This window comes from Devosia beringensis (assembly GCF_014926585.1).
In the GTDB taxonomy this organism is placed as follows: Bacteria; Pseudomonadota; Alphaproteobacteria; order Rhizobiales; family Devosiaceae; genus Devosia; species Devosia beringensis.
This window is the reverse complement of the sequence record NZ_CP045422.1, coordinates 1,438,470-1,464,491: the sequence shown is the minus strand read 5'-3', so window position 1 is coordinate 1,464,491 and position 26,022 is coordinate 1,438,470. Positions and strand designations below refer to the sequence as shown.

The following is a 26,022-nucleotide window of genomic DNA, read 5'->3' as shown; positions in this document are numbered from 1 at the left end:
AAAGCCGGGTAACGCCTATCCGGCTTCGTCAGTCGGGCAGGCCGGTATAGTTCTCCGCCAGGCTCTGCTGCGCGGCCAGCGAGCCGGACAGATAGTCGAACTCTGCCCGCTGGATGCGGCGGCCGAAGCTGCCGGTATCGGGGAAAGTGTGCAGCAGGCTGGTCATCCACCAGCTGAAGCGCTCCGCTTTCCAGATGCGCGCCAAGACCTTGGCCGAATAGGCATCGATCCCGGCCGATGATTTCTCGACGCAGTGCTCGATCAGCGCATCGGCCAGCACGGCCACGTCGCTCATGGCCAGGTTCAGCCCCTTGGCCCCGGTCGGCGGCACGATATGGGCCGCGTCGCCGGCCAGGAACAGCTTGCCGAAGCGCAGCGGTTCGGCGACGAAACTGCGCAAGGGCGCGATGGACTTTTCGATGGAAACCCCGGTCTTCAGCGCCTCCGCGGTGGCCGGATTGAGCCGCAGGCGCAGCTCGTCCCAGAACCTGTCATCGGACCAGTTCTCGACCTTTTCGTCGGTTGGCACCTGCACATAGTAACGGCTGCGCGTATGCGAGCGCTGCGAACACAGCGCAAAGCCGCGTTCATGATGGGCATAGATCAGCTCGTCGGCCACCGGCGGCTGGTCCACCAATACCCCAAGCCAGCCAAAGGGATAGACGCGCTCGAAGGTCGTCAGCGCCGATGCAGGCACGCTCTGCCGCGCCACGCCGTGAAAGCCGTCGCAGCCGGCGATGAAGTCGCAGTCGATCCGCTGCGTGACCCCGTTCTGGCGAAAAGTGACAAAGGGCTTTCCAGCCAGATCGTGCAGTTCGACGTCCTCGGCCTCGTAGAGGGTGCGGCCCTGCCGCGCCTTCATCAGGTCGGCGGTGACCTCGGTCTGGCCATAGACCATAACATGGCGGTCGATCAGCGCGGCAAAGTCGATGCGCTGACTGTCGCCGTCAAAGCTGAGCTCAACTCCTTGATGCACAAGGCCTTCTGCATGCATGCGCTGGCCCGCCTGGGCGCGATCCATCAGCGCGATCGTGCCCTGTTCCAGCACACCGGCCCGAATGCGGCCGAGGACATAATCGGCGCTCTTGCGCTCGAGAATGACCGCATCGACCCCCGCCAGCTCCAGCAGCCGCCCCAGCATCAGCCCTGCCGGCCCTGCTCCAATAATCACCACCTGACTGCGCAATGTGTTCCCCTCCGGTTAACCTCAGCATGCGCATTTCCGCGTTTTGGGGAATGGACGGGGCTCTCTATCTCTTGCACTATCCGAACATGGACCGGATCCCCACCTATGCGCTTTATGGCGAGGCCGATGCCGATGCCCGACAGGACTGGCTGCATTGGGAAACCATCCAGTCGCGCAGCGCGCTGCACGACTACCGCATCGCCCCCCATCGCCATGAGCGCTTCTTCCAGATCCTCAGCCTCACCCATGGCTGGGGCCATGCCACGCTCGATGGCACCGGCTTTGAGCTCCGCCCGCCGGCCATCGTCGTGGTGCCGGCGCTGACCGTGCATGCCTATGTCTTCAGCCACAATGTCGAGGGCCTGGTGGTGACGCTGCTCGAGCGCGATCTGGGCGAGGCCATCGACAGCCCGCCCGCCGGGGTGATCGTCAGCGGCACCACGGCCATCGACACGGCGCTCGACGCGCTGCTGACCGAAGCCGACCGGCCAGGCCTGTTCCATGAACTGGCCATGCGCGCCCATCTCACCGTGCTGCAGGTGGCGCTGCAGCGTGGCCGCAGCCTGCCGGCAGCGCCCAGCGAGGGGGCGGCAAAAGCCCGGCTGCATGTGGCCGCGTTCCGCTCGCTGGTCGATATCCGCTTCCGCGACACCAGGCGCATTGCCGACTATGCCGCCAGCATGGGCATTACCCCGACCCATCTCAACCGGGTCTGCCGCCAGGTGCTGGGCATTTCCGCCCTGGCAGTGATCGAGCGGCGGCTGGCGCTGGAGCTGCGCCGGCAATTGCTGTTCTCGACGCTGTCGATCCAGCAGATCGGGGCCGGGCTGGGCTATGACGACCCGGGCTATTTCACCCGGGTGGTCAAGCGCCTGCTCGGGGTGACCCCGGCCGCCTTGCGCAGAAGCGGCCAGAGCTGATCAGGCCAGCCCCGCCGCTGCGTCGCGCACCGCCTGCATCAGGCTGCTGGCGGCCAGGCTGGGCACCGTGGCGCTGCGCGTGGTAAAGCCCACCGGCCCGGTGGTCTGGCTGGTATCGACCGGCAGCAGCATGAGCTGGCCCTCGGCCACGTCATTGCTCACCACGCCTTCGGAAATAATCCACACCGCATCGCTCTGCCTGATATAGGCGCGGCCAAAGGCATTGGAGACGGTTTCGACGGGATCGCGCAGGTCGCTGATGCCATGGGTCAGCAGCAGGCGGTCGACCAGCCTGCGGATCACCGAATTGGGCGTCGGCATCAGCGTCTGGTAGGCCTCGATCAGGCGCAGGCTGAAACTGGTTTGGCTCAGCAGCGGATGCCCCGGCCGCACCGCCACCACGACGCGTTCGGAATAAAGATGCTCGAAGGAGAGCCCCGCCATCGCATCGGGCTCGGCCATGCGGCCGATGACGAGGTCGACATCGCCGCCGCGCAGCAGCGCCAGCAGATAATCATTGGGCCCGGTAATGATGCGGGTGCGGGCGCCCGGCTGCAAAGCGGTAAAGGCGGCGACCGCGCCGGGCAGGATGCGGGCGGAAACGGTGGGCAGGGCGCCGACCCGCACCACGCTGGCCTCGCGCGTGCCTTGCGCCACGTCGAGCCCCTGGCGCAGGGCGGCCAGACTGGTCGCCGCATAGCGCTGGAACACCTCGCCGAACGGGCTCAGCACCAGCTGGCGCCGGCTGCGATCAAAGAGCTTGGCCCCCACGATCTCTTCGAGTTCCCGGATCGTCTTGGACATCGCCGGCTGGCTGACATGCAGCGCCGTGGCGGCCTGACCGACGCTGTTGAGCCGGGCCACTTCGAGAAAGCAGCTCAGGTGCCGCAGCTTGATGCGGTTGTCGATGCGCTGCGGCAATGCCGGGCTCCGGTTATCTCGCGGCCTGACATTGGCCAGATATGCCCATTAGCATAATCCACCGGTTATGAGTCACGCAGCAGTCATCATTTTACTTGGCGCGTCCCAGCGCGCATCCTCGGGGCGAGGAGTAACCATGGATTTCGTTCGCATCAATGGGGTGCTGCTGGCCTATCGGCTGACCGGCCCGGCAACGGCGCCGGTGCTGGCTTTGGTCAATTCGCTGGGCACCGACGCGCGCATCTGGGATGGCGTTATCGAGCGCCTCTCGGCCGATTACTGCCTGCTCTCCTATGACAAGCGCGGCCATGGAATCAGCGATACACCGCCGGGCGACTATACGCTCGACGATCATGTCGACGACCTGCTCGGCCTGCTCGATCACCTCGGTATCGGCCAACTGGCGCTGGCCGGCGTCTCCGTCGGCGGGCTGATCGCCCAGGGCCTGGCTTTGCGCGCGCCCGAGCGGCTGAGCGCGCTGGTGCTCTGCGACACGGCGGCCAGCATTGGCGACGCGGCCAGCTGGAATGCCCGCATCGACACAGTCAATACGCAGGGGCTGGGCGCCATTGCCGATCTGGTGATGCAGCGCTGGTTCAGCCCGCGCTTCCGCCAGGCCCATCCCGATGAGCTCGCCGGCTGGCGTAATCTCTTCCTGCGCAGCGATGCCGCCGGCTATGCCGCCACCTGCGCCACCCTGCGCGACACCGACCTGCGGACGCAGATCGGCGCCATCGCCACCCCGACTTTGGTCGTGGCGGGCGAGGACGATCTGTCGACCCCGGTCGAGCTGGTACGCAGTTGCGCCGACGCCATTGCCGGCTCCCACTTTCACATCCTGCCCGAGACCGGGCATCTTCCCTCTATCGAGCAGCCCGGCGCCCTGGCGCGGCTGATCGACCGCTTTCTCAAGGAGACCATCCATGGCTGAGCCCACGCGCTTCGACACCGGCATGGCGACTCGCCGCGCCGTGCTGGGCGACTCCCATGTCGATGCCGCCACCGCGCGCCAGACTCCCTTCGACGCCGATTTCCAGCGCTTCATCACCGAAGGCGCCTGGGGTTCGGTCTGGTCGCGGCCGGGCCTGACCAAGCGCGAGCGGTCCCTGGTGACCATCGCGCTGCTGGCGGCGCTGGGCCATGATGAGGAAGTGGCCATGCATGTGCGGGCAACGGCCAATACCGGCTGCTCGCCCGACGATATCAAGGAGGCCCTGCTGCATGTCGCCGTCTATGCCGGCGTACCGGCAGCCAACCGGGCCTTCAGGATTGCCAAGGAAGAACTGGCCAAGGAACAGGCCAAGCGGGAGGCGGCACAATGAGCGGCATCATTCTACCCGGCGCGGATGGCGCCCTTTATCCACGCGACCGGGCCTGGCATCCGCCGGCCAATACGCCGGGCTATAAAAGCACCACCTTCCGCGCGCCAAAGCACGCTCTGCTCTCGCTGGGCGGCACCGCCTCCGAGTTGACCGGGCCGACCTTTGGCCATTCAAGCATCAATCCCCTGGATAACGACCTCATCCGCAATTTCAGCCAGGACGGCAGCGAGGCCATCGGCCAGCGGCTGATCGTCTATGGTCAGGTGCTCGACGAAAATGCCCGGGCCGTGCCCAATACGCTGGTCGAGTTCTGGCAGGCCAATGCCGGCGGGCGCTACCGCCACAAGAAGGAGGCCTATCTCGCCCCGCTCGATCCCAATTTCGGCGGCTGCGGCCGGGCCTTGACCGACGAGAATGGGTTTTACTCCTTCCGCACCGTCAAGCCGGGCGCCTATCCTTGGCCCAATGGCGGCAATGACTGGCGCCCCGCCCATATCCACTTCTCGGTATTTGGCCATGCCTTTGCCCAGCGCCTGATCACCCAGATGTATTTCGAGGGCGACCCGATGATCTGGCAGTGCCCGATTGTCGGCTCGATTGCCGACAAGTCGGCCATCGACCAGCTCATCGCCCGGCTCGACCGCCACAACACCACCCCGATGGACGCGCTGGCCTATCGCTTCGATATCGTGCTGCGCGGCCGTCGCTCGACCATGTTCGAAAACAAGCTGGAGGGGAACTGATGCTGCACCCGGTCCCGACGCTCAAGGAAACCCCGTCGCAGACGGCGGGGCCCTATGTCCATATCGGGCTGACGCCCAATTTTGCCGAGATCCGCGGCGTCTACGCCACCGACCCCGGCAGCACCATGCTGACGCCCGACACAAAGGGCGAGCGCATCACCATTGCCGGCCGGATTTTTGACGGCTCGGGCGCCCCGGTCAATGACGCGCTGGTCGAGCTCTGGCAGGCCGATGGTGATGGCTCCTATGTGCCGCCCATGGGCCCCAGTTCCAATGCGGCACCGGCCTTTACCGGCTGGGGCCGCCAGCCCACCAATGGCGAGGGCGTGTTCAGCTTTGCCACTATCAAGCCCGGCCCCGTGCCCGGCCCCGATGGCAAGCTGATGGCCCCCCATGTCAATCTGTGGATCGTCGCCCGCGGCATCAATATCGGCCTGCAGACCCGGCTCTATTTCGAGGATGAGGCCGAGGCCAATGGCACCGATTTCGTCCTCAACAAGATCATGGACCCGCGCCGCCGCCAGACCCTGATCGCTCGCCGCGAAGAGGGCGATCCCGTACGTTACATGCTGGAAATTCACCTGCAGGGCGACAAAGAAACCGTGTTTTTCGATATGTGATGGGGGGAGGGGTGGAGGGCCGGGTTGCCTTCCCTCCCCCTTGAGGGGAGGGCCGGGGTGGGGGTCCCTCAAGGGTTGATCCAATCGACCCCCTCCCTCATTCCCTCCCCTCAAGGGGGAGGGAGGCGACCGCAGAGGTTTCGCGCGTTCAAATACCGCTATAGGATAGCGCCATGACCCCCTGGCTTTCCGCCCTTGCCGGCGACAATGACATTGCCGCCATCCTCGCCGACGACGCCCAGCTTGCCGCCATGCTGGCGGTCGAGGTCGCGCTGGCCGAGGCCAGTGCCGATGCCGGCTGGATCAGCGACGACGCTGCCGCCGCCATCAAGAACGCCATTGCCGGCTTCGTGCCGGACCACGCCCAGCTGGCTGCCGGCATGCTGGCCGATGGCGTCGTCGTGCCGGCTCTGCTGCGGCAGTTGCGCGCGCGCGTGGACCCGGCCCATGCCGACGCGCTGCACCGGGGCGCCACCAGCCAGGACATTATCGACACCGCGCTGATGCTGTCCCTGGCAAAGATCTTCGACCTCTATGAGGCCCGGCTGACCGGCCTCCTGGCCGAGTTCGAGGCGCTGGCGCGCAGCGCCGGCGAGCGGCCGCTCATGGCTCATACCCGCATGCAGGCGGCCCTGCCGACGCGCTGGCGCGCCAAGATCGACAGCTGGGCCGAACCGCTGCGCCGCCATCGCCAGGCGCTGACCGCCATGCGCGGCACGCTGCTGGTGGTGCAGCTGGGCGGGCCGGTGGGCGACCGCGAGAGTTTCGAGGGCCATGGCGGCACCATTGCCGCGGGCATGGCCAGAAGACTTGATCTCGGCACGGCCAGCCCCTGGCAGGCGACGCGCGACCCCATCGTGGCCTTGGGGAACCTCCTGGCGCTGATATCAGGCTCGCTGGGCAAGTTCGGCGCCGATGTGGCGTTGCTCTCTCAGACCGAACTGGGTGCGCTCAAGCTCGAAGGCGCGGGCGGCTCATCCTCCATGGCGCACAAGGCCAATCCGGTCGCCGCCGAAGTGCTGGTGGCTTTGGCGCGGTACAATGCTGGCCTCTCGGGCACGCTGGGCCAGGCCATGGTGCATGAATATGAGCGCTCGGGCGCCGCTTGGACGCTCGAATGGCTGACCCTGCCGCCCATGCTGGTCACCACCGCCGCCAGCCTGCGCCTCAGCCTGCGCCTGCTCGAGCAGATCAGGCTAGCCTAACATCGCCCGCAGCTCGGCCTGTATGGCGCGCAAAGGCGCCAGATAGAGCCCGGTCAGGTCCTCGACGCCGGCCTGGGTCGCTGCCACCCCGACATTGAGCGCCGCCACCACAACGCCGCGCGCATTGTAGAGCGGCACGGCAATCGAGCGCAGGCCGAGTTCGACCTCCTGGTCGATCAGCGCATAACCCTGCGCCCGTACCCGCGCCAGTTCGGCCAGAATCGCTTCGGGGTCGGTCAGCGTATGGCGGGTGCGGGGCACGAGCGGGGTCGCCGTCAGCTGCGCCCGGGCTTGCGGCTCGGGCAGGGCGGCCAGTAGCACCCGCCCCATCGAGGTGCAAAAGGCCGGCAGGCGTGAACCCGGCATCAGCGCGATCGACATCACCTTGCGCTGCGCCGCGCGCGCCACATAGACGATGTCGCCTCCATCGAGGATCGATACCGAGGCGCTTTCGCCCAGCATTTCCGCCAGCGCGTCGAGCTGCGGCTGCACCAGCTGCGGCAGCGGCATGGTGGCCAGGCACGCCGTGCCCAGCCGCAATATGCGCGGCGTCAGCGTGAAATATTTGCCGTCATAATCGGCATAGCCGAAATGGGCCAGGGTGAGGAGGCACCGCCGCGCCGTGGCCCGGTCCAGCCCCGACGCCGCCGACACCTCGGCAATCGACTGGCGCGGGCGCTCGGCCGTGAAGCTCTCGATGACGAGAAGCCCCTTGCCCAGGCCACCCATGATGTCGCGCGCTGTCGTCTGCATGCCGCCTCGTTTGTGCGCTATGTCAACAAAATCATCATATCGCACAAATTGCCTTGCCCGCCAAGCATGCGGCTGCAAGGCTTGGGGCAAGCAACGAGGACTTTGCATGGACAAGACAGTGGCCGATCTGCCCACCGCTCTGGCGGGGATCAAGAATGGCATGGTGCTGATGATCGGCGGCTTTGGCGGCTCGGGCGCCCCCATCGAGCTGATCCATGCGCTCATCGATATATTCAAGGCGACCGGCAGCCCGAAGAACCTCACATTGATCAACAACAATGCCGGCAATGGCCGCATCGGCATTGCCGCCATGATCGATGCAGGCATGGTGGCCAAGATGGTCTGTTCGTTTCCGCGCTCGGCCGATCCGCGCGCCTTTACCGAGAAATACCTGGCCGGCCAGATAGATCTCGAACTGGTGCCGCAGGGCACGCTGGCCGAACGCATCCGCGCTGGCGGCGCCGGCATTCCGGCCTTTTATACCCCCACCAGCTTTGGCACCGATCTGGCCAAGGGCAAGCCGGTGGCCGAGTTCGACGGTCGAAGCTATGTGCAGGAGCGCTGGCTCAAGGCCGACGTGGCTTTGCTCAAGGCCGAGCTGGCCGACCGCCAGGGGAACCTGACCTTCCGCAAGGCGGCGCGCAATTTCTCTCCCCTGATGGCCGCCGCCGCCACAATGACCATTGTCCAGGCGCATCAGGTGGTCGAGCCCGGCGACATCGACCCCGAACAGGTCATCACCCCCGGCCTCTTCGTCACCCGCGTCGTCGAAGTAGCCGATGCCAAACAGGAAGAAGCCCTGATGCGCGATGGAGTGGCCTATTGATGACCGACAAGCTTTCCAACGCCCAGATCGCCTGGCGCGCCGCCCAGGACATCGAGCACGACGCCTATGTCAATCTGGGCATCGGTTTCCCCGAAATGGTGGCGCGCTTCCAGCCGCCCGGCCGCGAAGCCATTTTCCACACCGAAAACGGCATCCTCAATTTCGGCGAAGCGCCGCCCGAGGGCGAGGAGGACTGGGACCTGATCAATGCCGGCAAGAAGGCGGTGACGCTCAAGCCGGGCGCGGCCTTCTTCCACCATGCCGACAGCTTTGCCATGGTGCGCGGCGGCCATCTCGATGTGGCGATCCTGGGCGCCTATGAGGTGGCCGAGAATGGCGACCTGGCCAATTGGTCGACCGGGCCCAAGGGCGTGCCGGCGGTGGGCGGGGCCATGGACCTGGTGCATGGCGCCAAACGCGTCGCCGTCATCACCGATCACGTCACCAAGGACGGCAAGCCCAAGCTGGTCAAGCGCTGTAGCCTGCCGCTGACCGGCGTCGGCTGCGTCACCCGCGTCTATACCAGCCTGGCGGTCATCGATATTGAGGGCGGCCGCTTCGTGCTGCGCGAAAAGCTGCCCGGCATGAGCGTTGCGGACCTGCAGGTACTGACCGGGGCCGAACTGGTGTTGCCCGACCAGATTGGCGACCTTGTCGCTCCGGAGCTGTGAGATGACCGAAGCCTTTATCTGCGACTATATCCGCACCCCCATCGGCCGCTTCGGCGGCGCCCTGTCCTCGATGCGGCCCGACGATCTCGGCGCTGTGCCGCTGATGGCGCTGGTTGCCCGTAACGGGCGGGTCGATTGGGACGCGGTGGATGACGTCATCTTCGGCTGCGCCAACCAGGCCGGCGAGGACAACCGCAATGTCGCCCGCATGAGCCTGCTGTTGGCCGGCCTGCCCGTGGGCGTGACCGGCACCACCATCAACCGGCTCTGCGGCTCGGGCATGGACGCGGTGATGTCAGCGGCGCGGGCCATCAAATCCGGCGAGGCCGAGCTGCTGATTGCCGGCGGCACCGAATCGATGAGCCGCGCCCCCTTCGTCATGCCCAAGGCCGAGACGGCCTTTTCGCGCCAGGCCGAGATTTACGACACCACCATTGGCTGGCGCTTCATCAATCCGCGCATGGAAAAGCTCTATGGCGTGGATTCCATGCCCCAGACCGGCGAGAACGTCGCCCGCGAGTACGGCGTCAGTCGCGAGGCGCAGGATGAATTCGCCGTCCGCAGCCAGGACCGGGCGGTGGCGGCGCAGCAGAATGGCCGGTTGGGCCGGGAAATCACCTCGGTCGCCATTCCCCAGAAAAAGGGCGACCCCGTCATCGTCGATACGGACGAACACCCCCGCGCCGGCACGACGCTCGAAACGCTGGCCAAGCTGCGCCCGCTTTTTGCCGAGGGCTCTGTGACCGCCGGCAATGCCTCGGGCGTCAATGACGGCGCCGCGGCCTTGATCATCGCCAGCGAAGCGGCAGCCCGCAAATATGGCCTCACCCCGATCGCCCGCATTCTGGGCGGCGCTACGGCGGGCGTGCCGCCGCGCATCATGGGCATGGGCCCGGCCCCGGCCACGCAGAAGCTCTGTGCCCGGCTCGGCCTGACGCCGGAGCAGTTCGACGTCATCGAGCTCAACGAAGCCTTTGCCAGCCAGGGCATTGCCGTGCTGCGCGAACTCGGCCTCGCCGAGGATGCTGCAGCGGTCAACCGCAATGGCGGCGCCATCGCTCTGGGCCATCCCTTGGGCATGAGCGGCGCCCGCATTGCCGGCACCGCGGCGCTGGAGCTGTCACTGGGTGGCGGCAGGCTGGCTTTGGCCACCATGTGCATCGGTGTCGGCCAGGGCATTGCCGTGGCCCTCGAACGCGTCTGACGGGACCGGCGGTCGATCCGCTTCGGTCCGCGAGAGTTGAACTTTTTACCACCCCGCCGATACTTGGCGAAACTGGAGGCGATGTATACACTCAACCCGGCGAGGCAGAACAGAGGTCCCAACTGACCCGGCTGCCCTCTCGCCAAAACACTAGGGAGGATTTCATGTTGAAGACAACAGCAGGGGCCGCCGTGCTTGCCCTGGGGCTGGCCTTTTCGGCCGGCGCCATGGCCCAGGAAACGCTCAAGATCGGCGTCATCCTGCCCTATTCGGGCCCGTTCGCCGACGCCGCCAACCAGCTCCAGGCCGGCATCGACCTTTACCTGGCCGAGCACGGCAATGAAGTGGCCGGCCGCACCATCGAGATCATCAAGCGCGACACCGGCGGCCCGGCCCCCGACGTCGCCCGCCGCCTGGCGCAGGAACTGGTGGTGCGCGACAATGTCGATATCCTGGCCGGCTTTGCCCTGACGCCAGAAGCGCTCGGCGCCGCCGAAATCGCCACCGAAGCGCAAAAGCTGATGGTGGTGATGAACGCCGCCACCTCCATCGTCACCGAACAGTCGCCCTATATCGTGCGCACCGGCGTGACCATTCCCCAGCTCAACTATTCCTTCGGCGGCTGGGCCTATGAGCAGGGCATCCGCGAGGTCTATACCCTGGTGGCCGATTACGGCCCCGGCATCGACGCCGAAGCCTCCTTTGCCAAGGGCTTTACCGAAGCCGGCGGCACCATTGTCGGCGCGGACCGCACCCCGGTCGCCAATCCGGACTTTTCCGCCTTCGTCCAGCGCGTCGCCGATGCTTCGCCCGAAGCTGTATACATTTTCGTCCCCGGTGGCGCCCAGCCGGCGGCCATCGGCAAGGCGCTCGCCGATCGCGGCATTGCCCCGCCCGATTTCAAGGTGCTGGCTCAGGGTGAGCTGACCCATCCCGAAGCCATGGAAAGCATGGGCGAAACCGCCCGTGGCATCATCACCACCTTCCACTATACGCTCGAGCGCGACGACCCGCTGAACGCAGCCTATGTCGAGGGCTATACATCCGCCAATAATGGCCGCAAGCCGGACCTCTTCTCCATCGGCGGCTATGACGGCATGCACCTGATCTTTGAGGCGCTCAAGGCCACCAATGGCGATACCAGCGGCGACGCCCTGGTCGAAGCGGCCAAGGGCATGGCTTGGGACAGCCCGCGCGGCCCGATGTCGATCGATCCGGAAACCCGGGACGTGGTGCAGACCGTCTATATCCGCGAAGTCCAGGAAGTGGATGGCGAGCTGCAGAACGTGATCCTGGAGGAGATCCCCGCCGTCAAGGATCCGCTGCACGGCGTCGCCAAGTAGCAACGGGCAGATGATCTGCCTCTCGCCCCGCACGGGGCGGGAGGCGACCCGGCGCTCCGAAAAGGCCAGCAGATGACGTGTGACTTCCAAGAAGGCAGACCATGATCAGCCAGATCACCATCGTGCTGTTTGACGGCTTTGCCTTTGGCATGCTGCTGTTTCTGCTCTCGGTGGGCCTGTCGGTAACGCTGGGCATGATGAACTTCATCAACCTGGCCCATGGCGCCTTCGGCATGTTCGGCGGCTATGTCGCCGTCACCGCCATGCGCCAGCTCGGCCTGCCTTTCCTCGCCGCTTTGCCTTTGGCCTTCATCGCCATGGCCTTGGCGAGCGTCGTGATCGAGCGCAGCCTGTTCCGCCGGCTCTACAAGGCGGGCGAACTCAACCAGGTGCTGTTCACCATCGGTCTCGTTTTCGTTGCCGCCGCCGTGGCCACCTTCACCTTCGGCACCGTGCAGCAGGTCATCATCCTGCCAGATTGGCTGCGCGGCTCGGTCGAGCTCTGGGGCATCCGCTTCGGCATCTATCGCGCCTTCATCATCCTGGTTGCCCTGCTGGTCACCGCGCTCCTGGTCTTTGGTCTCGAACGCACGCGGCTGGGCGCGCAGATCCGCGCTGCGGTCGACAATCAGCGTATGGCTCAGGGCCTTGGGCTTGATGTCGAGCGCGTCTTTGCCGTCACTTTCGCGCTGGGCAGTGGCCTGGCCGGGCTGGGCGGCGCGCTTGCCGTCGAAATCGTCGGCCTCTCGCCCTCCTTCGGCTTCCAGATGCTGGTCTATGTGCTGATCGTGGTCTCGGTGGGTGGCCTGGGCTCGATCACCGGCTCCTTTGTCGGCGCCGCTTTGCTCGGCATTGGCGACGTGGCGGGCAAGTATTTCTGGCCCGAAATCGGCAGCTTCCTCATCTATCTGCTGCTGGTTTCCATCCTGCTGGTGCGGCCGCTTGGCCTGTTCGGCAAGCGCTAGGAGACCCCGATGACCACAGATGTCTCCACCACCGCCAAGATCGCGCCGCGCGACTGGCTCGCCCGTCGCAGCCGCTGGTCGCCCTTTGAAGTTCTCTTCTGGCTGGCCACGCTGCTGCCCTTCATCCTCTTTCCCTCCTATCTGCCGCTGGCAAACCAGATCGCCATTGCTGCGCTCTTTGCCCTCTCGGTCGACCTGATCCTGGGCTATGCCGGCATCGTCACCCTGGGCCACGCCATGTTCTTCGGCCTCGGCGCCTATTGCGCCGGGATTATCAGCGTGCGCGGCTGGGGCGAGCCGCTGACCGGCCTGCTGGCGGCGGGCGTCTTTGCCGGGGCGGTCGGCTTTGTCGCCAGCTTCCTCATCACCCGCGTACAGCACCTGGCGCTGATCATGGTGACGCTGGGTCTGGGTTTTCTGACCTATGAACTGGCCAATGCGGTGCACTGGCTGACGGGGGGCACCGACGGGCTGCGCGGCATCCGCACCTGGCCGGTTTTCGGCCAGTTCCGCTTCGATATGTGGGGCTATACCAGCTATGCCTATGCCCTGGTCGTGCTGTTCGTCTGCTTCCTGTTCAGCCGGCTGCTGGTCAATTCAAGCTTTGGCCTGGCCTTGCGCGGCATCCGCGAAAACGTCAGGCGCATGCCCGCCATCGGCGCCGATCACAAGGCCCATCTGCGGCTGATCTACGCCATTTCCGCCGCCATGGCGGGCCTGGCCGGGGGGCTGCTGGCCCAGACCACCAATACGGTGGCGCTCGATTCCCTGAGCTTCGAGCGCTCGGCCGATGTCGTGGTCATGCTGATCCTGGGCGGCACCGGCAGGCTCTATGGCGCCATCCTGGGCACGCTGATCTTTCTCGTCGCCCGCGACCAGCTGGCCGGCATCAACCCGCAATACTGGTATTTCGGCATTGGCCTCTTGCTGATGGCGGTGGTGCTGTTCATGCCCAAGGGAATTCTGGGCTTTCTCGCCCGCATTGTGGACAGGGCCAAGTGATGGCGGATGCCGACATCGTCCTGCGCGCCGAGGCGCTGAGCATGAGCTTCGGCAAGCTCGAGGTGACGCGCGCCGTTTCCATCGCTTTGCCGCGCGGCGCCCGCTACGCCCTGATCGGTCCCAATGGCGCTGGCAAGACCACGCTGATCAACCTGCTGACCGGCCAGCTGCGCCCCGATGCCGGGCGGATCGAACTCGAGGGCGAGGACATTACCGGCCTGGCGCCGGCTCGGCGCGTGCGCCGCGGGCTGAGCCGCACCTTCCAGATCAATACGCTCTTCCCAGACCTGGCCCCCATCGAGGCGGTGACCCTGGCCGTGCTGGAGCGCGAGCGTCGCGCCAGCCAGTTCTGGAAACCCCTATCGGCCCAGGGGGATGTCCTTGACGAGGCTGTGGCCATCCTCGAACAGCTCGGTCTCGGCGATGTCGCCACCCGCACCACGCGCACGCTGCCCTATGGCCAGCAGCGCCTGCTTGAAATCGCTTTGGCGCTGGCGACGCGGCCAAAGGTGCTGCTGCTCGACGAGCCGGCCGCCGGCGTGCCCAAGGACGAAAGCGCGACGCTCTTTGCTGTCATCGCGGCGCTGCCCGCCGATATTTCCGTCCTCTTCATCGAGCACGACATGGACATCGTCTTCAAGTTTGCCACCCGCATCATCGTGCTGGTCGGCGGCGCCGTGCTGCTCGAAGCCGATCCGCATACCGTGCGCAGCGATCCGCGCGTGCGCGAAGTCTATCTGGGGCATGGCCATGGTTGAGCCGCTGCTGGAATTTCGCGACGTCCGCTCCGGCTATGGCGAGGCCGTGGTGCTCGATGGCGTCTCCTTTGCCCTGCCGGCGCAGGGGAGCCTGGCCGTGCTCGGCCGCAATGGTGTGGGCAAGACCACGCTGCTGCTCACCGCCATGGGCTTTGTCACCCTGGCCCGCGGCAGCATCCACTGGCAGGGTCGCGATATCTCAAAGCTTGCGCCGCATCTGCGCGCAAGGCTCGGCCTGGGCTGGGTGGCCCAGGAGCGCCATGTCTTCCCCTCGCTCTCGGTCGAAGAAAACCTCACCGTCATCGCCCGGCCCGGGCGCTGGGACCTGGCCTCGATCTATGCGCTGTTTCCCCGCCTCGCCGAGCGCAAGGCCAATATGGGCAGCCAGCTCTCGGGCGGCGAGCAGCAGATGCTGGCCATTGCCCGCACGCTGATGACCAATCCATCCGTGCTGCTGCTCGACGAGCCCTTCGAGGGCCTGGCGCCCATCATCGTCCAGGAACTGACTGCGGCCGTACGGCAGATGCGCGCCGACGAGGGCATGGCTTTGGTTCTGGTCGAACAGCATGCCGAAGTCGCCCTGGGCCTGACCCAGGACGCCATCATCATCGAACGCGGCATGATCGCCCACCGCGCCCCCTCAGCCGAATTGCTGAGCGACGCGGCGACGCTGGAGCGGTATCTGGGGCTGACGCTGGGCGCGGATTAGGGGCCTAAACCGAGCCCCAGATTGCCTCGGCCGTCTCGACCACCAGCGCGAGCTTGCGCTTCTGGTCGTCCTCGGTGATGGCATTGCCCTCCTCGGTGGAGGAAAAGCCGCATTGCGGCGCAATGCCCATCTGGTCGAGATCGGCATATTTGGCCGCTTCGTCGAACTGGCGGCGGAGGCTGTCGAGGCTTTCCAGCTCACCCGTCTTGGTGGTGATGAAGCCAGGCATGACGCGCTGCTTGCCCTTGGCCAGGAGGCGCAGCGGCTCCAGCCCGCCGGCGCGCTCGGTGTCATATTCCATGAAGAAGATATCGACGCCGGTCTGGTTGAACACCGCATCGGCCGCCGGATCATAGGCGCCTTCGGCAATCCAGGTGGATTTGAAATTGCCGCGACACATATGCATGCCGATCAGCATGTCAGCTGGGCGGTCGACGATCGCGTCATGCATCATCTTGGCATATTGCGCTATCAGCCAGTCCGGATCGAGGCCCTGGGCCTGCTTTTCGGCGCGGATCTTGGGATCGCAGAGATAGGCAAAGAAGATGTCGTCCATCTGCAAATAGCGGCAGCCGACGGCGTAGAAACCCGCAACGGCCTTTTTATAGGCCTGGGCCAGGTCGGCAAACAGCAGCTCGAGATCGTCGCGATAGGGTTGATAGCCGATATCGTCCTTGGCAACGCGGAAATGGCAGCAGCTCGGGCCGGGAATGGAAATCTTGGGCGTCACCTTGGTGTGCGCGGCGACGAACTTGAAATGCTCCAGCATCGGGTGGTCGGCCGGGAAATCCACCTTGTCGGTAATGGTGGGAAAGATCGGCCGCGTATTGGCGCCCTTGAAATTGTGCCCGGTGGCCACGTCGCGCTCGACGAACTTGAAGCCATCGAGCTCCTGCATGAAATCATAGTGCCAGAACGAGCGGCGGATCTCGCCATCGGTCACCACCGGCAGGCCGACATCTTCCTGCAAGGCGATGGCCTCGACGATGGCCGCATCCTCGACTTCGGCCAGTTCTTCGCGCGACAATTTATGCTCGTCGAAATGGCTGTGGCGGGCCTGCTTGACGGCACCATTGCGCAGCAGGGAGCCGACATGGTCGGCGCGGAAGGGCGGGCGGGCAGGGGTCATGGCACTCTCTCCTCAGGCAGGTTTTGGCCCTTGGTGTACACAGGCTTGCCGGATTCGGGCAAGGTTTGTGCCCGTGGTGCGGCGCTGTTCCGGCAAATGTATACGGGCGCCTCAGCCTATCGCGGCCTGTTCCGGTTCTGATGCATGCGCCTTCATCCACTCGGCCGCCTTGGTGATGCCGCCCAGCGGAAACACATGCAGCTGGGCGATCAGGCTTTCCGGCTGGCGTGCCTTATATTCGGCCAGGTCGGCAATCATGTCGCCGGGCTCATAGGGCACCAGCAGCTTGGTGAAGTCGCGGGCCCTTTTGTGCAGCACGCCGATCGAGGCGCCGACGCCGCAGGACAGCGCAAACTGGATCAGCGTCTGCAGCTTGGCCGGGCCGGCAATGCCGACATGCACGGGCAGCGTCACGCCAAGATCGGCAATGCGCTCGGCCCAGGCGATCACCGCCGGCGCGTCAAAGGCAAACTGGGTGACAATGGCCATCTGCGCATCTGTGCGCGACCCATAATCTTGCTTGGTCAGCAAAGCCGCATCGACATTGGCCGTGCTGCCCCGCGCATCGATATCGGCATGGCCCTCGGGATGGCCGGCGACATGCAGCCGGGTAAAGCCATGGCGGTCAAAGAGGCCCGTTTCCATCAGCTGGATGGCGCTGTCGAAACTGCCCACCGGGCTGGCATGGCCGCCGCCCAGCAGCAACGCCTGGGTGACGTCGGCCTCCTCGCGATAGCGGCTGATCCAGTTTTCCAGCATGGCCCGGTCGGCAATCTCGCGCGCGGGAAAATGCGGCATCACGGCAAAGCCGTCTTCAGCCAGCCGCCGCGCCGTCGCCACCATGTCGTCGATCGGCGTGCCGGCAATATGGGCGATATAGACGCGCGTGCCCGCCGGCAGCAGCGCGCGGAAATCGTCCACCTTGGCGGCGGTCCGCGGCATCACCTCGATGGACCAGTTCTGCGAGACGTCGGCACGCAGCGCCGACGTCTCGGGGCGCGTCTCCAGTTTGGCCAGACCCATGGTGATCCTCCTCATCCACACCCATAATGTATACATTGATGTGGCGAGTGCAATCAAGTCGAGTCGCAAAACCGCCGATAATGGGTGAATTTGGCCGCAAACCTCAATTGCGTCCGGCCGGGAGATGTCGCATAGTGCATACAAGAACCAGCGCGAGCGCCGCAAGAACCGTCCGGCACAGGGCGGCAAGCGGCGGCACAAAGCGCCGGATGCAAGGGAGGAACCGGCATGGCCGAACCCTGTTTTGACACCGCCCATCTGGGCCATGTCGAGCTCTATACCGACCGCTTCGAGGAGAGCCTCGACTTCTTCACCCGCATCTATGGGCTCAAGCTTTCCGGCCAAGACGGTAACTCCGCCTATCTGCGCGCCTGGGATGATTACGAGTTCCACACCCTCAAGCTGACCCGGCACGCCACGACCGGCGTCGGCCACATCGCCTATCGCACCTCCTCGCCCGAGGCGCTCGACCGCCGCGTCAAGGTCATCGAGGCCTCCGATTACGAGGTGATCGGCTGGACCGAGGGGGATATGGGCCATGGCCGCGCCTTCCGCTTTGCCGATCCCTTCGGCCATGTCTTCGAGCTCTATTGGGACACGCGCCGCTACGTGCCCGACGACAATGACCGCCCCGCGCTCAAGAACATGGCCAGTCGTTACCATGGCCAGGGCGCGTCGCCGCGCCGGCTCGACCACCTCAACCTGCTGGCGGCCGACGTCACCGCCTTCCGCGACTTCATGGTCACCTGCCTCGGCGCCCGGGTCACCGAGCAGATCCGGCTCGACAATGGGCGGCTGGGCGGCTGCTGGTTCACCATCAACAACAAGAGCTATGACCTGGCCTGCACCGAGGAGCATGGCGGCGCCAGCGGCCGTTTCCACCACGTCACCTATGCCACCGACCAGCGCGAGGACATATTGCGCGCCGCCGATATCTTCCTCGAAAACGGCGTCCATATCGAAACCGGGCCGCACAAGCACGCCATCCAGGGCACGTTCTTTTTGTATGTCTGGGAGCCGGCCGGCAATCGCGTCGAGCTGGCCAATGCCGGGGCGCGGCTGATCCTGGCGCCGGACTGGGAGACCATCACCTGGACCGAGACCGAGCGCAAGAAGGGTCAGGCCTGGGGGCTGAAAACCATCGACACCTTCCACACCCACGGCACGCCGCCCGTCAGCCAGGAGCCGCAAGCATGAGCAAGTCCGCCCTCATCGTTTCCGCCCATTCGGCCGACTTCGTCTGGCGCTGCGGCGGCGCCATCGCCGCCCATGCCGCCAAGGGCTATGCGGTGACCGTGGTGTGCCTCTCCTATGGCGAGCGCGGCGAAAGCGCCAAGCTCTGGAAGCTGCCGGGCATGACGCTCGACAAGGTCAAGACCGAGCGCCGCCGCGAGGCCGAGAATGCCGCCAAGGCGCTGGACGTGCACGACATCCAGTTCTTCGACCTGGGCGACTATCCGCTCGAGATGACGCGGCAGGCCAAGGACCGGCTGGTCGACGTGATGCGGTCGGTGCAGCCGGGCTTCATCATGACCCATTCCAAATACGACCCCTACAATACCGACCATATGTATGTGTCGCAGTGGACCCTGGAATGCCGCGCCATGGCCCAGGCCTGGGGTCACAAGCCGGGTGAAAAGATCCTCGGCGCGCCGCAGGTCTATCTGTTCGAGCCGCACCAGACCGAGCAGATGGACTGGCAGCCCGACGTGTTTTTGGACATCACCGATGTCTGGGAGAAAAAGTGGGCCGCCATCCAGGCAATGGAAGGCCAGGAACACCTCTGGCACTATTACAAGAACGTCGCCGAGAACCGCGCCAACCACTTCACCCGCAATTCCGGCGGCCAGGCCGGGGGGCGCCCGGCCCGATATGCCGAGGGCTTCCAGTCGGTCTATCCGCGCACCGTGGATGAACTGTGATGAGCGTCGTGGTGCAGAACATTGCCCGGGCCGAACAGACCGTCATCGACCGCCTCGCCGTCTGCGGCGTCGCCACCGTGCATGAAGCCCAGGGACGCCGGGGCCTCCTGGCCAGTCATATGCGGCCCATCTATGCCGGGGCGCGGATCGCCGCCAGCGCCGTCACCATTTCTGCCCCGCCCGGCGACAACTGGATGATCCACGTCGCCATCGAGCAGCTGCAGCCAGGCGACATCCTGGTGCTGGCGCCCACCAGCCCCTGCGAGGACGGCTATTTCGGCGACCTGCTCGCCACCTCGGCCCGGGCGCGCGGCTGCCGGGGCCTGATCATCGATGCCGGGGTGCGCGACGTGGCCGACCTCACCGCCATGCAGTTCCCTGTCTGGTCCCGCGCCATATACGCCCAGGGCACGGTCAAGGAGACCCTGGGCTCGGTCAATGTCTCGATTGTCTGCGCCGGCGCTTTGGTCAATCCGGGCGATGTCATCGTGGCCGATGACGACGGCGTCTGCGTCGTGCGCCGCGAGGAGGCCGAGGCCGTGGCCGCCAAGGCCGAGGCCCGCATGGCGCTGGAGGAAGACAAGCGCAAACGCCTCGCCGCGGGGGAGCTTGGCCTCGACATCTATGGCATGCACGAAAAACTGGCCGCCAAGGGGCTCAGATATGTCTGAGCCCGGCGTGCCCTGCATGTGGATGCGCGGCGGCACCTCCAAGGGCGGCTATTTTCTGGCCGATGATCTGCCGGCTGACACGGCAGCGCGCGACGCCTTCCTGCTGGCCGCCATGGGCTCGCCCGATCCGCGCCAGATCGACGGCATGGGCGGCGCCAATCCGCTGACCTCCAAGGTCGCGGTGGTCAGAAAATCTACCCGCCCCGGCGCCGATGTCGACTATCTCTTCCTGCAGGTCTTTGTCGATCAGGCAGTGGTCACCGACGCGCAGAACTGCGGCAATATCCTGGCCGGCATCGGCCCCTTCGCCATCGAGCGCGGCCTGGTGGCGGCTGAGTCCGGCCAGACCCTGGTCCGCATATTCATGGAAAATACCGGCCAGCTGGCCGAGGCACTGGTGCAGACGCCGGGCGGCAGTGTCAGTTACCAAGGTAATGCGCGCATCGACGGCGTGCCCGGCACCGCCGCGCCCATTCCCATCACCTTTGCCGATACCGCCGGCTCGAGCTGCGGCGCCCTGCTGCCGACGGGAAACGCGGTGGACATCATCAATGGCGTGGACGTGACCTTGATCGACAATGGCATGCCCTGCGTCATCCTCCGCGCTGCCGATCTGGGCGTGACCGGCACCGAAACCCCCGCTGCGCTTGAGGCCAATGACGCTCTGCGCGCAAAGCTCGAAGCCATTCGTCTCAAGGCCGGGCCGCTGATGAATCTGGGCGATGTGAGCAAAGCCTCCGTGCCCAAAATGACCCTGGTCTCCGCCCCGATCAACGGCGGCGCCTTGTCCACCCGCACCTTCATCCCCCATCGCTGCCACGACGCTATCGGCGTGCTCGGCGCGGTCAGCGTTGCCACGGCGTGCCTGCTGCCCGCCGGCCCGGCTTCCGAACTAGCCGTCGTGCCGGGCGGCGACGAACAACTGCTCTCGGTGGAGCATCCCAGTGGGGAGATGAGCGTCATTGTCACCCTGCGCGATGGTACGGTGACCAATGCGGCGGTGCTGCGCACGGCGCGCAAACTCTTTGACGGACATATTTTTGCATGAGGCGAGGGCGATCGTGACCGACTATATTCTCACCCTGCGCTGCCCCAATCGCAGCGGCATCGTCGCGGCAGTGGCCGCGCGCATCGCCCGCCATGGCGGCGACATCCACGAGGCCAACCAGTTCGACGACGCCGATACCGGCATCTTCTTCATGCGGGTCGGCTTCAAGATGAAAGCGCCGGAGGCCGACTTCCGCGCCGGCTTTGCCGCCGAGGTCGACAGCCTCGGCCTCGATTTCTCGCTGCGCCCGGCCGGGCAGCGGCGAAAGGTGCTGTTCCTGGTCTCCAAATTCGACCATTGCCTGGGCGACCTGCTCTACCGCATGCGCATCGGCGAGCTCAATATCGAGGCGGTCGGCATTGTCAGCAACCATCCGCGCGAGGCGCTCAACCTCACTTTGATGGAAGGCATTCCTTATCACTACCGCCCGGTCAGCCAGGAGACCAAGACCGAGCAGGAGGAATGGGTCAAATCCATCATCGCGGAAACTGGCGCCGAACTGGTGGTGCTGGCGCGCTACATGCAGATCCTGTCCGACGAGTTTTCCGGCTGGCTCGCCGGTCGCTGCATCAATATCCATCACAGCTTCCTGCCTGGTTTCAAAGGCGCCAAGCCCTATCACCAGGCCCATGCGCGCGGCGTCAAGATGATCGGCGCCACGGCCCATTACGTCACCGCCGATCTCGATGAGGGGCCGATCATCTGCCAGGATGTGGAATCGGTCAGCCATGCCGATACGCCCGAGGACCTGGTGCGCAAGGGCCGCGATATCGAGCGTCGCGTGCTGGCCCGCGCCGTCGCCTGGCACCTGGAAGACCGGGTGCTGATCAACAAGCACAAGACGGTGGTGTTCCAGCACTAGAACGGGGAGGAGGCTCATGCGCATCGGGTTCCTGGGCTATGGCGAGGCGGCGCGGGCCTTTCACGCCGGGCTGGGCGGCCCGGCTCTGGCCCATGATCGCCTGCTCGATGCCGATACCGGCGCCATGCGCGCCGCCATGCTGGAGCGCGGCGCCAGCCCCGTTGCGCTGGCGGGCCTCGCCGAAGCCGACTGGATCTTCAGCGCCGTCACCGCCGACCAGAGTCTAGTGGCGGTAACGTCGCTGCTGGCCCATCTGCGTCCGGGCCAGTTGCTGATCGACATCAATTCGGTATCGCCCGAGCGCAAGCGCGAGACGGCTACGGCGGTGACGGCCACCGGCGCCACCTATCTCGACATGGCGGTAATGGCCCCGGTGCATCCCAAGGGACACGCCACCCCGGTCCTGCTGGCCGGCGCCTCTGCCGATGACCTGCTGCCGGCCTTGCTGGCCCTGGGCTTTGATGCGCGCGTTGTCGGGTCCGCACCGGGCGCGGCCACGGCGATCAAGATGGTGCGCTCGCTGTTTGTCAAAGGGCTTGAGGCCATCACTGTCGAGACGCTGCTGGCGGCCGAGGCCTCGGACTGTTTCGAGGAAATCTACGCCTCGCTGTCAGTCTCCTTTCCCGGCCTCGACTGGGATCGCTTCGCTGGTTACCAGCTCGAACGCACCACCCGCCATGGCCATCGCCGCGCCGCCGAAATGCGCGAAAGCGGCGCCACGCTCCACGCCCTGGGCCTGCACGGCGATCTGGCGCGGGAGATCGCGGCGGTACAGGACGCGATGGGCGATGTCGGGCCGACAGCCGGGGCGACGCTGGCCGAGACGGTGCAGGCCGTGCTGGCGCGGCGGGGCAGGCGCCACTAGGCGCTGCTGCCGCTCTTCGCGGCGCGCAGGGTCGATGCTATAGGAGCGGCGAAACAGGGATTGCCCCATGAAGAGCAGTGAAGTCGCGACCCATGGTCGCCGCGCCGTCATCGAACTGCGCGAAAAGATCATCAATGGCGACCTGCCCGGCGGCATGCGCCTGTTCGAGGTCTCGCTGGCCGAGACGCTGCAGATTTCCCGCACCCCGGTGCGCGAGGCTTTGTCGCGCCTGGCCGAGGAGGGCCTGCTCGATCGCCTGCCCAATGGCGGCTTTGTCGTGCGCCGCTTCGGCTATGCCGATGTGGTCGATGCCATCGAACTGCGTGGCGTCATGGAGGGCACGGCGGCGCGGCTGGCCGCCGAGCGCGGCGTGGCGCCTGCGGCCTTGGCTGCCATCACCGCCATTGTCACCAGGCTCGACGCCTGCTTCGGCCCGGGCGAAGAGGATGTCGATTTCGACGCCTATGCCGATCTCAACGCCGCCTTCCATGTCGAACTGGCCGGGCTGTGCGGCAGCCCCATGGTGCAGCGCGAAGTCGAACGCGCCACCGCGCTGCCCTTCGCCTCGCCCTCCGCCTTCCTGCCCAACAAGCTCGCTATCGCCGCCTTTCGCCGCTCGCTGCGCACCGCCCAGGAGCAGCACCATGCCTTGCTCAATGCCATTGTGGCGCGCGAGGGCGCCCGGGCCGAATTCCTCGGCCGCGAGCATGCCCGCACCGCCAGGCAGAACCTGGAATACATCTTCAGCCAGGATCCCGAACTGCTGCAGAAGATCCCCGGCCTGGCGCTGATCCGCCACTAGTCCTGCCGCCCCGGGTTTGCTGGGCATCGGCGCCGGCGCGCGTGCGTGCCGACGCAAAACCCGCTTGCCATCCCGTCTTTCTTTTGCGCATGATGTATACATCAATCGCAATAACAGGGAGGAGACGGCGATGGCACATTCCAGTCTTGGCGACATTCTGAGGGAAAACCCGGACGTCGTGGGTCGCCTGCGCAATTCGCAGATCGGCATGTATGTATACCCGGTGGTGACGCCCGAATTCACCAACTGGCGCACCGAGCAGGCCGCCTGGCGCCATTCCGCCGTGCTGTTCGACCAGTCCCACCATATGGATGAGCTCACCGTCGAGGGGCCGGACGCCGAAAAATTCCTCTCCCATCACGGCATCAACTCCTTCGCCAATTTCGCGCTCGACCGCGCCAAGCACTTCGTGCCGGTCACGCCCAATGGCCATGTCATCGGCGACCACATCATCTTCCGCGAGCGCGAGGACAAGTTCGTGCTGGTGGGGCGCGCGCCGACCAGCAACTGGCTGATGTTCTGTGCCGCCTATGGCGAGTGGAATGTGCGGCTCAAGCATGACCCGCGCTCGACCTCGCGGCCCGAGGGCGAGCGGGTGCTGCGCACCCATTACCGCTACCAGATCCAGGGGCCGGAAGCCCCCAAGATCTTCGAAAAGCTCAATCGCGGGCCCATCCCCGACATCAAGTTCTTCCACACCGATTTCATCAATGTCGGCTCCAAGAAGGTGCGGGCTTTGCGTCACGGCATGTCCGGCGCGCCGGGCCTCGAAATCTGGGGCCCCTATGAGGACAAGAGCTATATCCTCGCCTGCATCCTCGAGGCCGCCCGCGAGGCCCAGGTCGATCTGGTGCGCTGCGGCAGCCGCGCCTATTCCACCAATACGCTGGAATCGGGCTGGATCCCCTCGCCTTTGCCCGGCATCTATACCGGCGATGGCATGCTCGCCGCCTATCGCGACTGGTTGGCGGCCGACAGCTACGAATCCATCGGCGCCATTGGCGGCTCTTACGTCTCGGACAATATCGAGGACTATTACGTCACCCCCTTCGAACTGGGCTATGACTTCTATGTCGGCTGGAAGAAGGACGACTTCATTGGCAAGGCCGCGCTTGAGCAGATGAAGGGCCAGACCCACCGCAAGAAGGTGACCTTCGAGTGGAATGCCGAGGACGTGGTCGATGTCATCGCCTCGGCCTTCCGCCCCGGCGAGGACCACTACAAGTGGATCGACTTCCCCCAGCCCAACTATGCCTCGACCAGCGCCGACATGGTGCTGCGCGATGGCAAGATGGTCGGCATGTCCATGTTCAACGGCTATTCCTACAATGAGCGGGCCATGCTCTCGCTGGGCGTGGTCAATGCGGATGTGCAGGTGGGCGACGTGCTGACCCTGGTCTGGGGCGAGCCCGATGGCGGCACCAAGAAGACCTCGACCGAGCGGCACAAGCAGGCCGAGATCCGCGTCCGCGTCTCGCCCACCCCCTATGCCGCCCAGGCTCGCGAAAGCTATGCCGACAGCTGGCGCAGCAAGCAGCGCTAGTGCGGATACCCCCACCTAACCTCCCCCTGAAGGGGGAGGGACCCATCCAGTTTGCGGCACGTTCGGACCCACCCACCACGCGGCTCCTCCCCCTTCAGAGGGAGGTTGGGTGGGGGGCTCGGCGTGGTTACAAAAGCCTATTCCGTTCCCGGCGCCTTGAGCCGCGCGACGCGTTTTTCGAGGAAGGCCCGCAGCCGCTCTTCGGCTTCGGGGCTGGTGGCGGTGAAGGCGGAAATGAAGGATTCCACGAACAACCCGTCTTCCTTGGCCATGTCCTGGATGCGCGGCAGCGCGTTGATGATGGCGTAATTGGACAGCTCGGCATTGCTCGCCATGCTCACCGCCAGGTCATGCGCCTTCTGCCGCGCCGCGCCGGTCTCGACCACATATTGCACCAGGTTCCAGCGCTCGGCCTCGTCGGGCGAGACGACGCGCCCGGTCAGCATCATGTCGCTCATCCGCGCCACGCCGAGCAGGCCGGCAATGCGCACCGAGCCGCCGCCGCCGACAAAGATGCCGCGCTGGCCCTCGGGCAGGGCGAAAAACGCCGAGCGGTCGGTGACCCGCACATGCGTCGCCGCCGCAAGTTCCATCCCGCCGCCGATCACCCCGCCATGCAGCGCCGAGACCCAGGGAATATTGCCATGCTGCATGCCCGCCGTCACCGCATGCCAGCGCCGCGAGCCGCGCACCCCCTCGAACGGGGTCTTCTGCACATGCTCGGCCAGGTCCAGCCCGGCGCAGAAATGCTCGCCATGGCCGAACAGCACCACCGCCTTGGCCTCACGCTCGGCCCGGGCAATCGCCTCGGCCAGCATCTCGACAAAGGCGTCATTGAGGGCATTGCGCTTGGCGGGCCGGTTGAGCCCGATATGGGCCACCGCCCCGTTCAGTTCATAGGTGATGAATGTGCTTGTCTCAGCCATAGGCAGCTCCCCCTCGACCACGCGCCGGTCAGCCTCAGGCTGCCGCACCGATTGTTTAATTGTTTACAGGTAGATAGTTTCCT

At 65.7% G+C, this 26,022-nt stretch carries 28 protein-coding genes; 22 read left to right on the top strand and 6 right to left on the bottom strand.

The genetic code is table 11. From position 1 onward, the window contains the following. Nucleotides 1–28: 28 nt before the first annotated feature. A complete protein-coding gene (gene pobA / locus GDR53_RS07100; protein WP_193337367.1) occupies nucleotides 29–1,186 on the bottom strand; it encodes a 4-hydroxybenzoate 3-monooxygenase in 1,158 nt (385 codons plus the stop codon). A gap of 86 nt (nucleotides 1,187–1,272) precedes the next feature. Here pobA and GDR53_RS07095 point away from each other — a divergent pair, with 86 nt between their 5' ends. Then, the gene (locus tag GDR53_RS07095) at nucleotides 1,273–2,106 is read left to right on the top strand and encodes a helix-turn-helix domain-containing protein (RefSeq protein ID WP_193337366.1); all 834 of its coding nucleotides are present in this window, start codon (nucleotides 1,273–1,275) and stop codon (nucleotides 2,104–2,106) included. On the opposite strand, the gene pcaQ is transcribed toward GDR53_RS07095, so the two are convergent. Further along, a complete protein-coding gene (gene pcaQ / locus GDR53_RS07090) occupies nucleotides 2,107–3,027 on the bottom strand; it encodes a pca operon transcription factor PcaQ (protein ID WP_193337365.1) in 921 nt (306 codons plus the stop codon). Nucleotides 3,028–3,163: 136 nt separating this feature from the next. On the opposite strand from pcaQ, the gene pcaD reads away from it, so the two are divergent. The 5 genes from pcaD (at nucleotide 3,164) to GDR53_RS07065 (ending at nucleotide 6,917) form a co-directional block, all read left to right on the top strand. Continuing rightward, entirely contained in the window at nucleotides 3,164–3,958 is a 795-nt protein-coding gene (pcaD, locus tag GDR53_RS07085) for a 3-oxoadipate enol-lactonase (protein ID WP_193337364.1), read from the top strand. Next, entirely contained in the window at nucleotides 3,951–4,349 is a 399-nt protein-coding gene (gene pcaC, locus GDR53_RS07080; protein ID WP_193337363.1) for a 4-carboxymuconolactone decarboxylase, read from the top strand. Before pcaD ends, pcaC begins: the two co-directional genes overlap by 8 nt. Next, nucleotides 4,346–5,092: a protocatechuate 3,4-dioxygenase subunit beta gene (gene pcaH / locus GDR53_RS07075; protein WP_193337362.1), complete on the top strand. Its 747-nt coding sequence runs from the start codon at nucleotides 4,346–4,348 to the stop codon at nucleotides 5,090–5,092. The genes pcaC and pcaH overlap by 4 nt, the downstream gene beginning before the upstream one ends. Further along, entirely contained in the window at nucleotides 5,092–5,712 is a 621-nt protein-coding gene (gene pcaG, locus GDR53_RS07070; RefSeq protein ID WP_193337361.1) for a protocatechuate 3,4-dioxygenase subunit alpha, read from the top strand. The genes pcaH and pcaG overlap by 1 nt, the downstream gene beginning before the upstream one ends. 173 nt (nucleotides 5,713–5,885) lie before the next feature. Next, nucleotides 5,886–6,917, top strand: coding sequence for a 3-carboxy-cis,cis-muconate cycloisomerase (locus GDR53_RS07065; RefSeq protein WP_193337360.1), 1,032 nt, complete (start codon nucleotides 5,886–5,888; stop codon nucleotides 6,915–6,917). Here GDR53_RS07065 and GDR53_RS07060 read toward each other — a convergent pair. Further along, nucleotides 6,909–7,670, bottom strand: coding sequence for an IclR family transcriptional regulator domain-containing protein (locus GDR53_RS07060; protein WP_193337359.1), 762 nt, complete (start codon nucleotides 7,668–7,670; stop codon nucleotides 6,909–6,911). The genes GDR53_RS07065 and GDR53_RS07060 overlap by 9 nt on opposite strands. Before the next feature lie 106 nt (nucleotides 7,671–7,776). Here GDR53_RS07060 and GDR53_RS07055 point away from each other — a divergent pair, with 106 nt between their 5' ends. The 8 genes from GDR53_RS07055 to GDR53_RS07020 all read left to right on the top strand — a co-directional run bounded on the left by GDR53_RS07055 (nucleotide 7,777) and on the right by GDR53_RS07020 (nucleotide 15,148). Next, on the top strand, nucleotides 7,777–8,496 hold the full coding sequence (locus tag GDR53_RS07055) for a 3-oxoacid CoA-transferase subunit A (protein WP_193337358.1): 720 nt from the start codon (nucleotides 7,777–7,779) through the stop codon (nucleotides 8,494–8,496). After that, on the top strand, nucleotides 8,496–9,167 hold the full coding sequence (locus tag GDR53_RS07050; RefSeq protein WP_193337357.1) for a 3-oxoacid CoA-transferase subunit B: 672 nt from the start codon (nucleotides 8,496–8,498) through the stop codon (nucleotides 9,165–9,167). Before GDR53_RS07055 ends, GDR53_RS07050 begins: the two co-directional genes overlap by 1 nt. 1 nt (nucleotide 9,168) lies before the next feature. Beyond that, entirely contained in the window at nucleotides 9,169–10,371 is a 1,203-nt protein-coding gene (pcaF, locus tag GDR53_RS07045) for a 3-oxoadipyl-CoA thiolase (RefSeq protein WP_193337356.1), read from the top strand. Between the two features lie 164 nt (nucleotides 10,372–10,535). Further along, a complete protein-coding gene (locus GDR53_RS07040; protein WP_193337355.1) occupies nucleotides 10,536–11,714 on the top strand; it encodes an ABC transporter substrate-binding protein in 1,179 nt (392 codons plus the stop codon). A gap of 101 nt (nucleotides 11,715–11,815) precedes the next feature. After that, on the top strand, nucleotides 11,816–12,679 hold the full coding sequence (locus GDR53_RS07035; RefSeq protein ID WP_193337354.1) for a branched-chain amino acid ABC transporter permease: 864 nt from the start codon (nucleotides 11,816–11,818) through the stop codon (nucleotides 12,677–12,679). Between the two features lie 9 nt (nucleotides 12,680–12,688). Next, nucleotides 12,689–13,681: a branched-chain amino acid ABC transporter permease gene (locus GDR53_RS07030; RefSeq protein ID WP_193337353.1), complete on the top strand. Its 993-nt coding sequence runs from the start codon at nucleotides 12,689–12,691 to the stop codon at nucleotides 13,679–13,681. Beyond that, the gene (locus GDR53_RS07025) at nucleotides 13,681–14,439 is read left to right on the top strand and encodes an ABC transporter ATP-binding protein (protein ID WP_193337352.1); all 759 of its coding nucleotides are present in this window, start codon (nucleotides 13,681–13,683) and stop codon (nucleotides 14,437–14,439) included. The genes GDR53_RS07030 and GDR53_RS07025 overlap by 1 nt, the downstream gene beginning before the upstream one ends. After that, complete coding sequence (locus GDR53_RS07020) at nucleotides 14,432–15,148, top strand: ABC transporter ATP-binding protein (protein ID WP_193337351.1); 717 nt, start codon at nucleotides 14,432–14,434, stop codon at nucleotides 15,146–15,148. The genes GDR53_RS07025 and GDR53_RS07020 overlap by 8 nt, the downstream gene beginning before the upstream one ends. A gap of 4 nt (nucleotides 15,149–15,152) precedes the next feature. Here GDR53_RS07020 and GDR53_RS07015 read toward each other — a convergent pair whose 3' ends face one another. Both GDR53_RS07015 and GDR53_RS07010 read right to left on the bottom strand, forming a co-directional pair. Then, nucleotides 15,153–16,277 carry a 5-methyltetrahydropteroyltriglutamate--homocysteine S-methyltransferase gene (locus GDR53_RS07015; protein WP_193337350.1) on the bottom strand — a complete coding sequence of 375 codons (1,125 nt, stop codon included), beginning with the start codon at nucleotides 16,275–16,277 and terminating at the stop codon, nucleotides 15,153–15,155. 111 nt (nucleotides 16,278–16,388) lie between these two features. Further along, nucleotides 16,389–17,300 (bottom strand): methylenetetrahydrofolate reductase, encoded by a 912-nt coding sequence (locus GDR53_RS07010; protein WP_193337349.1) that lies wholly within the window; start codon nucleotides 17,298–17,300, stop codon nucleotides 16,389–16,391. A 228-nt stretch (nucleotides 17,301–17,528) separates the two neighbouring features. Here GDR53_RS07010 and GDR53_RS07005 point away from each other — a divergent pair, with 228 nt between their 5' ends. From GDR53_RS07005 to ligM, 8 genes are all read left to right on the top strand, one after another. Beyond that, nucleotides 17,529–18,497 (top strand): VOC family protein, encoded by a 969-nt coding sequence (locus GDR53_RS07005; RefSeq protein ID WP_193337348.1) that lies wholly within the window; start codon nucleotides 17,529–17,531, stop codon nucleotides 18,495–18,497. Continuing rightward, nucleotides 18,494–19,222: a PIG-L deacetylase family protein gene (locus GDR53_RS07000; RefSeq protein ID WP_193337347.1), complete on the top strand. Its 729-nt coding sequence runs from the start codon at nucleotides 18,494–18,496 to the stop codon at nucleotides 19,220–19,222. Before GDR53_RS07005 ends, GDR53_RS07000 begins: the two co-directional genes overlap by 4 nt. Further along, the gene (locus GDR53_RS06995) at nucleotides 19,222–19,893 is read left to right on the top strand and encodes a 4-carboxy-4-hydroxy-2-oxoadipate aldolase/oxaloacetate decarboxylase (protein ID WP_193337346.1); all 672 of its coding nucleotides are present in this window, start codon (nucleotides 19,222–19,224) and stop codon (nucleotides 19,891–19,893) included. The genes GDR53_RS07000 and GDR53_RS06995 overlap by 1 nt, the downstream gene beginning before the upstream one ends. Next, on the top strand, nucleotides 19,886–20,941 hold the full coding sequence (locus tag GDR53_RS06990) for a 4-oxalomesaconate tautomerase (RefSeq protein ID WP_193337345.1): 1,056 nt from the start codon (nucleotides 19,886–19,888) through the stop codon (nucleotides 20,939–20,941). Before GDR53_RS06995 ends, GDR53_RS06990 begins: the two co-directional genes overlap by 8 nt. A 13-nt stretch (nucleotides 20,942–20,954) precedes the next feature. Next, nucleotides 20,955–21,803, top strand: coding sequence for a formyltetrahydrofolate deformylase (purU, locus tag GDR53_RS06985; protein WP_193337344.1), 849 nt, complete (start codon nucleotides 20,955–20,957; stop codon nucleotides 21,801–21,803). A gap of 16 nt (nucleotides 21,804–21,819) precedes the next feature. Then, nucleotides 21,820–22,668 (top strand): NAD(P)-dependent oxidoreductase, encoded by an 849-nt coding sequence (locus tag GDR53_RS06980; RefSeq protein ID WP_193337343.1) that lies wholly within the window; start codon nucleotides 21,820–21,822, stop codon nucleotides 22,666–22,668. A 67-nt stretch (nucleotides 22,669–22,735) separates the two neighbouring features. Continuing rightward, nucleotides 22,736–23,470: a GntR family transcriptional regulator gene (locus tag GDR53_RS06975; protein WP_193337342.1), complete on the top strand. Its 735-nt coding sequence runs from the start codon at nucleotides 22,736–22,738 to the stop codon at nucleotides 23,468–23,470. 130 nt (nucleotides 23,471–23,600) lie between these two features. After that, nucleotides 23,601–25,013, top strand: coding sequence for a vanillate/3-O-methylgallate O-demethylase (gene ligM / locus GDR53_RS06970; protein ID WP_193337341.1), 1,413 nt, complete (start codon nucleotides 23,601–23,603; stop codon nucleotides 25,011–25,013). 137 nt (nucleotides 25,014–25,150) lie between these two features. On the opposite strand, the gene GDR53_RS06965 is transcribed toward ligM, so the two are convergent. Further along, nucleotides 25,151–25,939 carry a crotonase/enoyl-CoA hydratase family protein gene (locus tag GDR53_RS06965; RefSeq protein ID WP_193337340.1) on the bottom strand — a complete coding sequence of 263 codons (789 nt, stop codon included), beginning with the start codon at nucleotides 25,937–25,939 and terminating at the stop codon, nucleotides 25,151–25,153. Nucleotides 25,940–26,022 lie beyond the last annotated feature (83 nt).

What these genes read in the sequence shown, in the direction of transcription:
- GDR53_RS07025 (WP_193337352.1), top strand. Translation starts at nt 13,681, where the DNA reads ATGGCGGATGCCGACATCGTCCTGCGCGCCGAGGCGCTGAGCATGAGC.
- GDR53_RS07060 (WP_193337359.1), bottom strand. Translation starts at nt 7,670, where the DNA reads ATGCAGACGACAGCGCGCGACATCATGGGTGGCCTGGGCAAGGGGCTT.
- GDR53_RS07015 (WP_193337350.1), bottom strand. Translation starts at nt 16,277, where the DNA reads ATGACCCCTGCCCGCCCGCCCTTCCGCGCCGACCATGTCGGCTCCCTG.
- ligM (WP_193337341.1), top strand. Translation starts at nt 23,601, where the DNA reads ATGGCACATTCCAGTCTTGGCGACATTCTGAGGGAAAACCCGGACGTC.
- GDR53_RS07050 (WP_193337357.1), top strand. Translation starts at nt 8,496, where the DNA reads ATGACCGACAAGCTTTCCAACGCCCAGATCGCCTGGCGCGCCGCCCAG.
- GDR53_RS06980 (WP_193337343.1), top strand. Translation starts at nt 21,820, where the DNA reads ATGCGCATCGGGTTCCTGGGCTATGGCGAGGCGGCGCGGGCCTTTCAC.
- GDR53_RS07030 (WP_193337353.1), top strand. Translation starts at nt 12,689, where the DNA reads ATGACCACAGATGTCTCCACCACCGCCAAGATCGCGCCGCGCGACTGG.
- GDR53_RS07095 (WP_193337366.1), top strand. Translation starts at nt 1,273, where the DNA reads ATGGACCGGATCCCCACCTATGCGCTTTATGGCGAGGCCGATGCCGAT.
- GDR53_RS06990 (WP_193337345.1), top strand. Translation starts at nt 19,886, where the DNA reads ATGTCTGAGCCCGGCGTGCCCTGCATGTGGATGCGCGGCGGCACCTCC.
- pcaD (WP_193337364.1), top strand. Translation starts at nt 3,164, where the DNA reads ATGGATTTCGTTCGCATCAATGGGGTGCTGCTGGCCTATCGGCTGACC.
- GDR53_RS07065 (WP_193337360.1), top strand. Translation starts at nt 5,886, where the DNA reads ATGACCCCCTGGCTTTCCGCCCTTGCCGGCGACAATGACATTGCCGCC.
- GDR53_RS07040 (WP_193337355.1), top strand. Translation starts at nt 10,536, where the DNA reads ATGTTGAAGACAACAGCAGGGGCCGCCGTGCTTGCCCTGGGGCTGGCC.
- pcaF (WP_193337356.1), top strand. Translation starts at nt 9,169, where the DNA reads ATGACCGAAGCCTTTATCTGCGACTATATCCGCACCCCCATCGGCCGC.
- GDR53_RS06965 (WP_193337340.1), bottom strand. Translation starts at nt 25,939, where the DNA reads ATGGCTGAGACAAGCACATTCATCACCTATGAACTGAACGGGGCGGTG.
- pcaG (WP_193337361.1), top strand. Translation starts at nt 5,092, where the DNA reads ATGCTGCACCCGGTCCCGACGCTCAAGGAAACCCCGTCGCAGACGGCG.
- GDR53_RS07055 (WP_193337358.1), top strand. Translation starts at nt 7,777, where the DNA reads ATGGACAAGACAGTGGCCGATCTGCCCACCGCTCTGGCGGGGATCAAG.
- GDR53_RS06995 (WP_193337346.1), top strand. Translation starts at nt 19,222, where the DNA reads ATGAGCGTCGTGGTGCAGAACATTGCCCGGGCCGAACAGACCGTCATC.
- GDR53_RS07035 (WP_193337354.1), top strand. Translation starts at nt 11,816, where the DNA reads ATGATCAGCCAGATCACCATCGTGCTGTTTGACGGCTTTGCCTTTGGC.
- pcaC (WP_193337363.1), top strand. Translation starts at nt 3,951, where the DNA reads ATGGCTGAGCCCACGCGCTTCGACACCGGCATGGCGACTCGCCGCGCC.
- GDR53_RS07010 (WP_193337349.1), bottom strand. Translation starts at nt 17,300, where the DNA reads ATGGGTCTGGCCAAACTGGAGACGCGCCCCGAGACGTCGGCGCTGCGT.
- pcaH (WP_193337362.1), top strand. Translation starts at nt 4,346, where the DNA reads ATGAGCGGCATCATTCTACCCGGCGCGGATGGCGCCCTTTATCCACGC.
- GDR53_RS06975 (WP_193337342.1), top strand. Translation starts at nt 22,736, where the DNA reads ATGAAGAGCAGTGAAGTCGCGACCCATGGTCGCCGCGCCGTCATCGAA.
- GDR53_RS07020 (WP_193337351.1), top strand. Translation starts at nt 14,432, where the DNA reads ATGGTTGAGCCGCTGCTGGAATTTCGCGACGTCCGCTCCGGCTATGGC.
- GDR53_RS07005 (WP_193337348.1), top strand. Translation starts at nt 17,529, where the DNA reads ATGGCCGAACCCTGTTTTGACACCGCCCATCTGGGCCATGTCGAGCTC.
- GDR53_RS07000 (WP_193337347.1), top strand. Translation starts at nt 18,494, where the DNA reads ATGAGCAAGTCCGCCCTCATCGTTTCCGCCCATTCGGCCGACTTCGTC.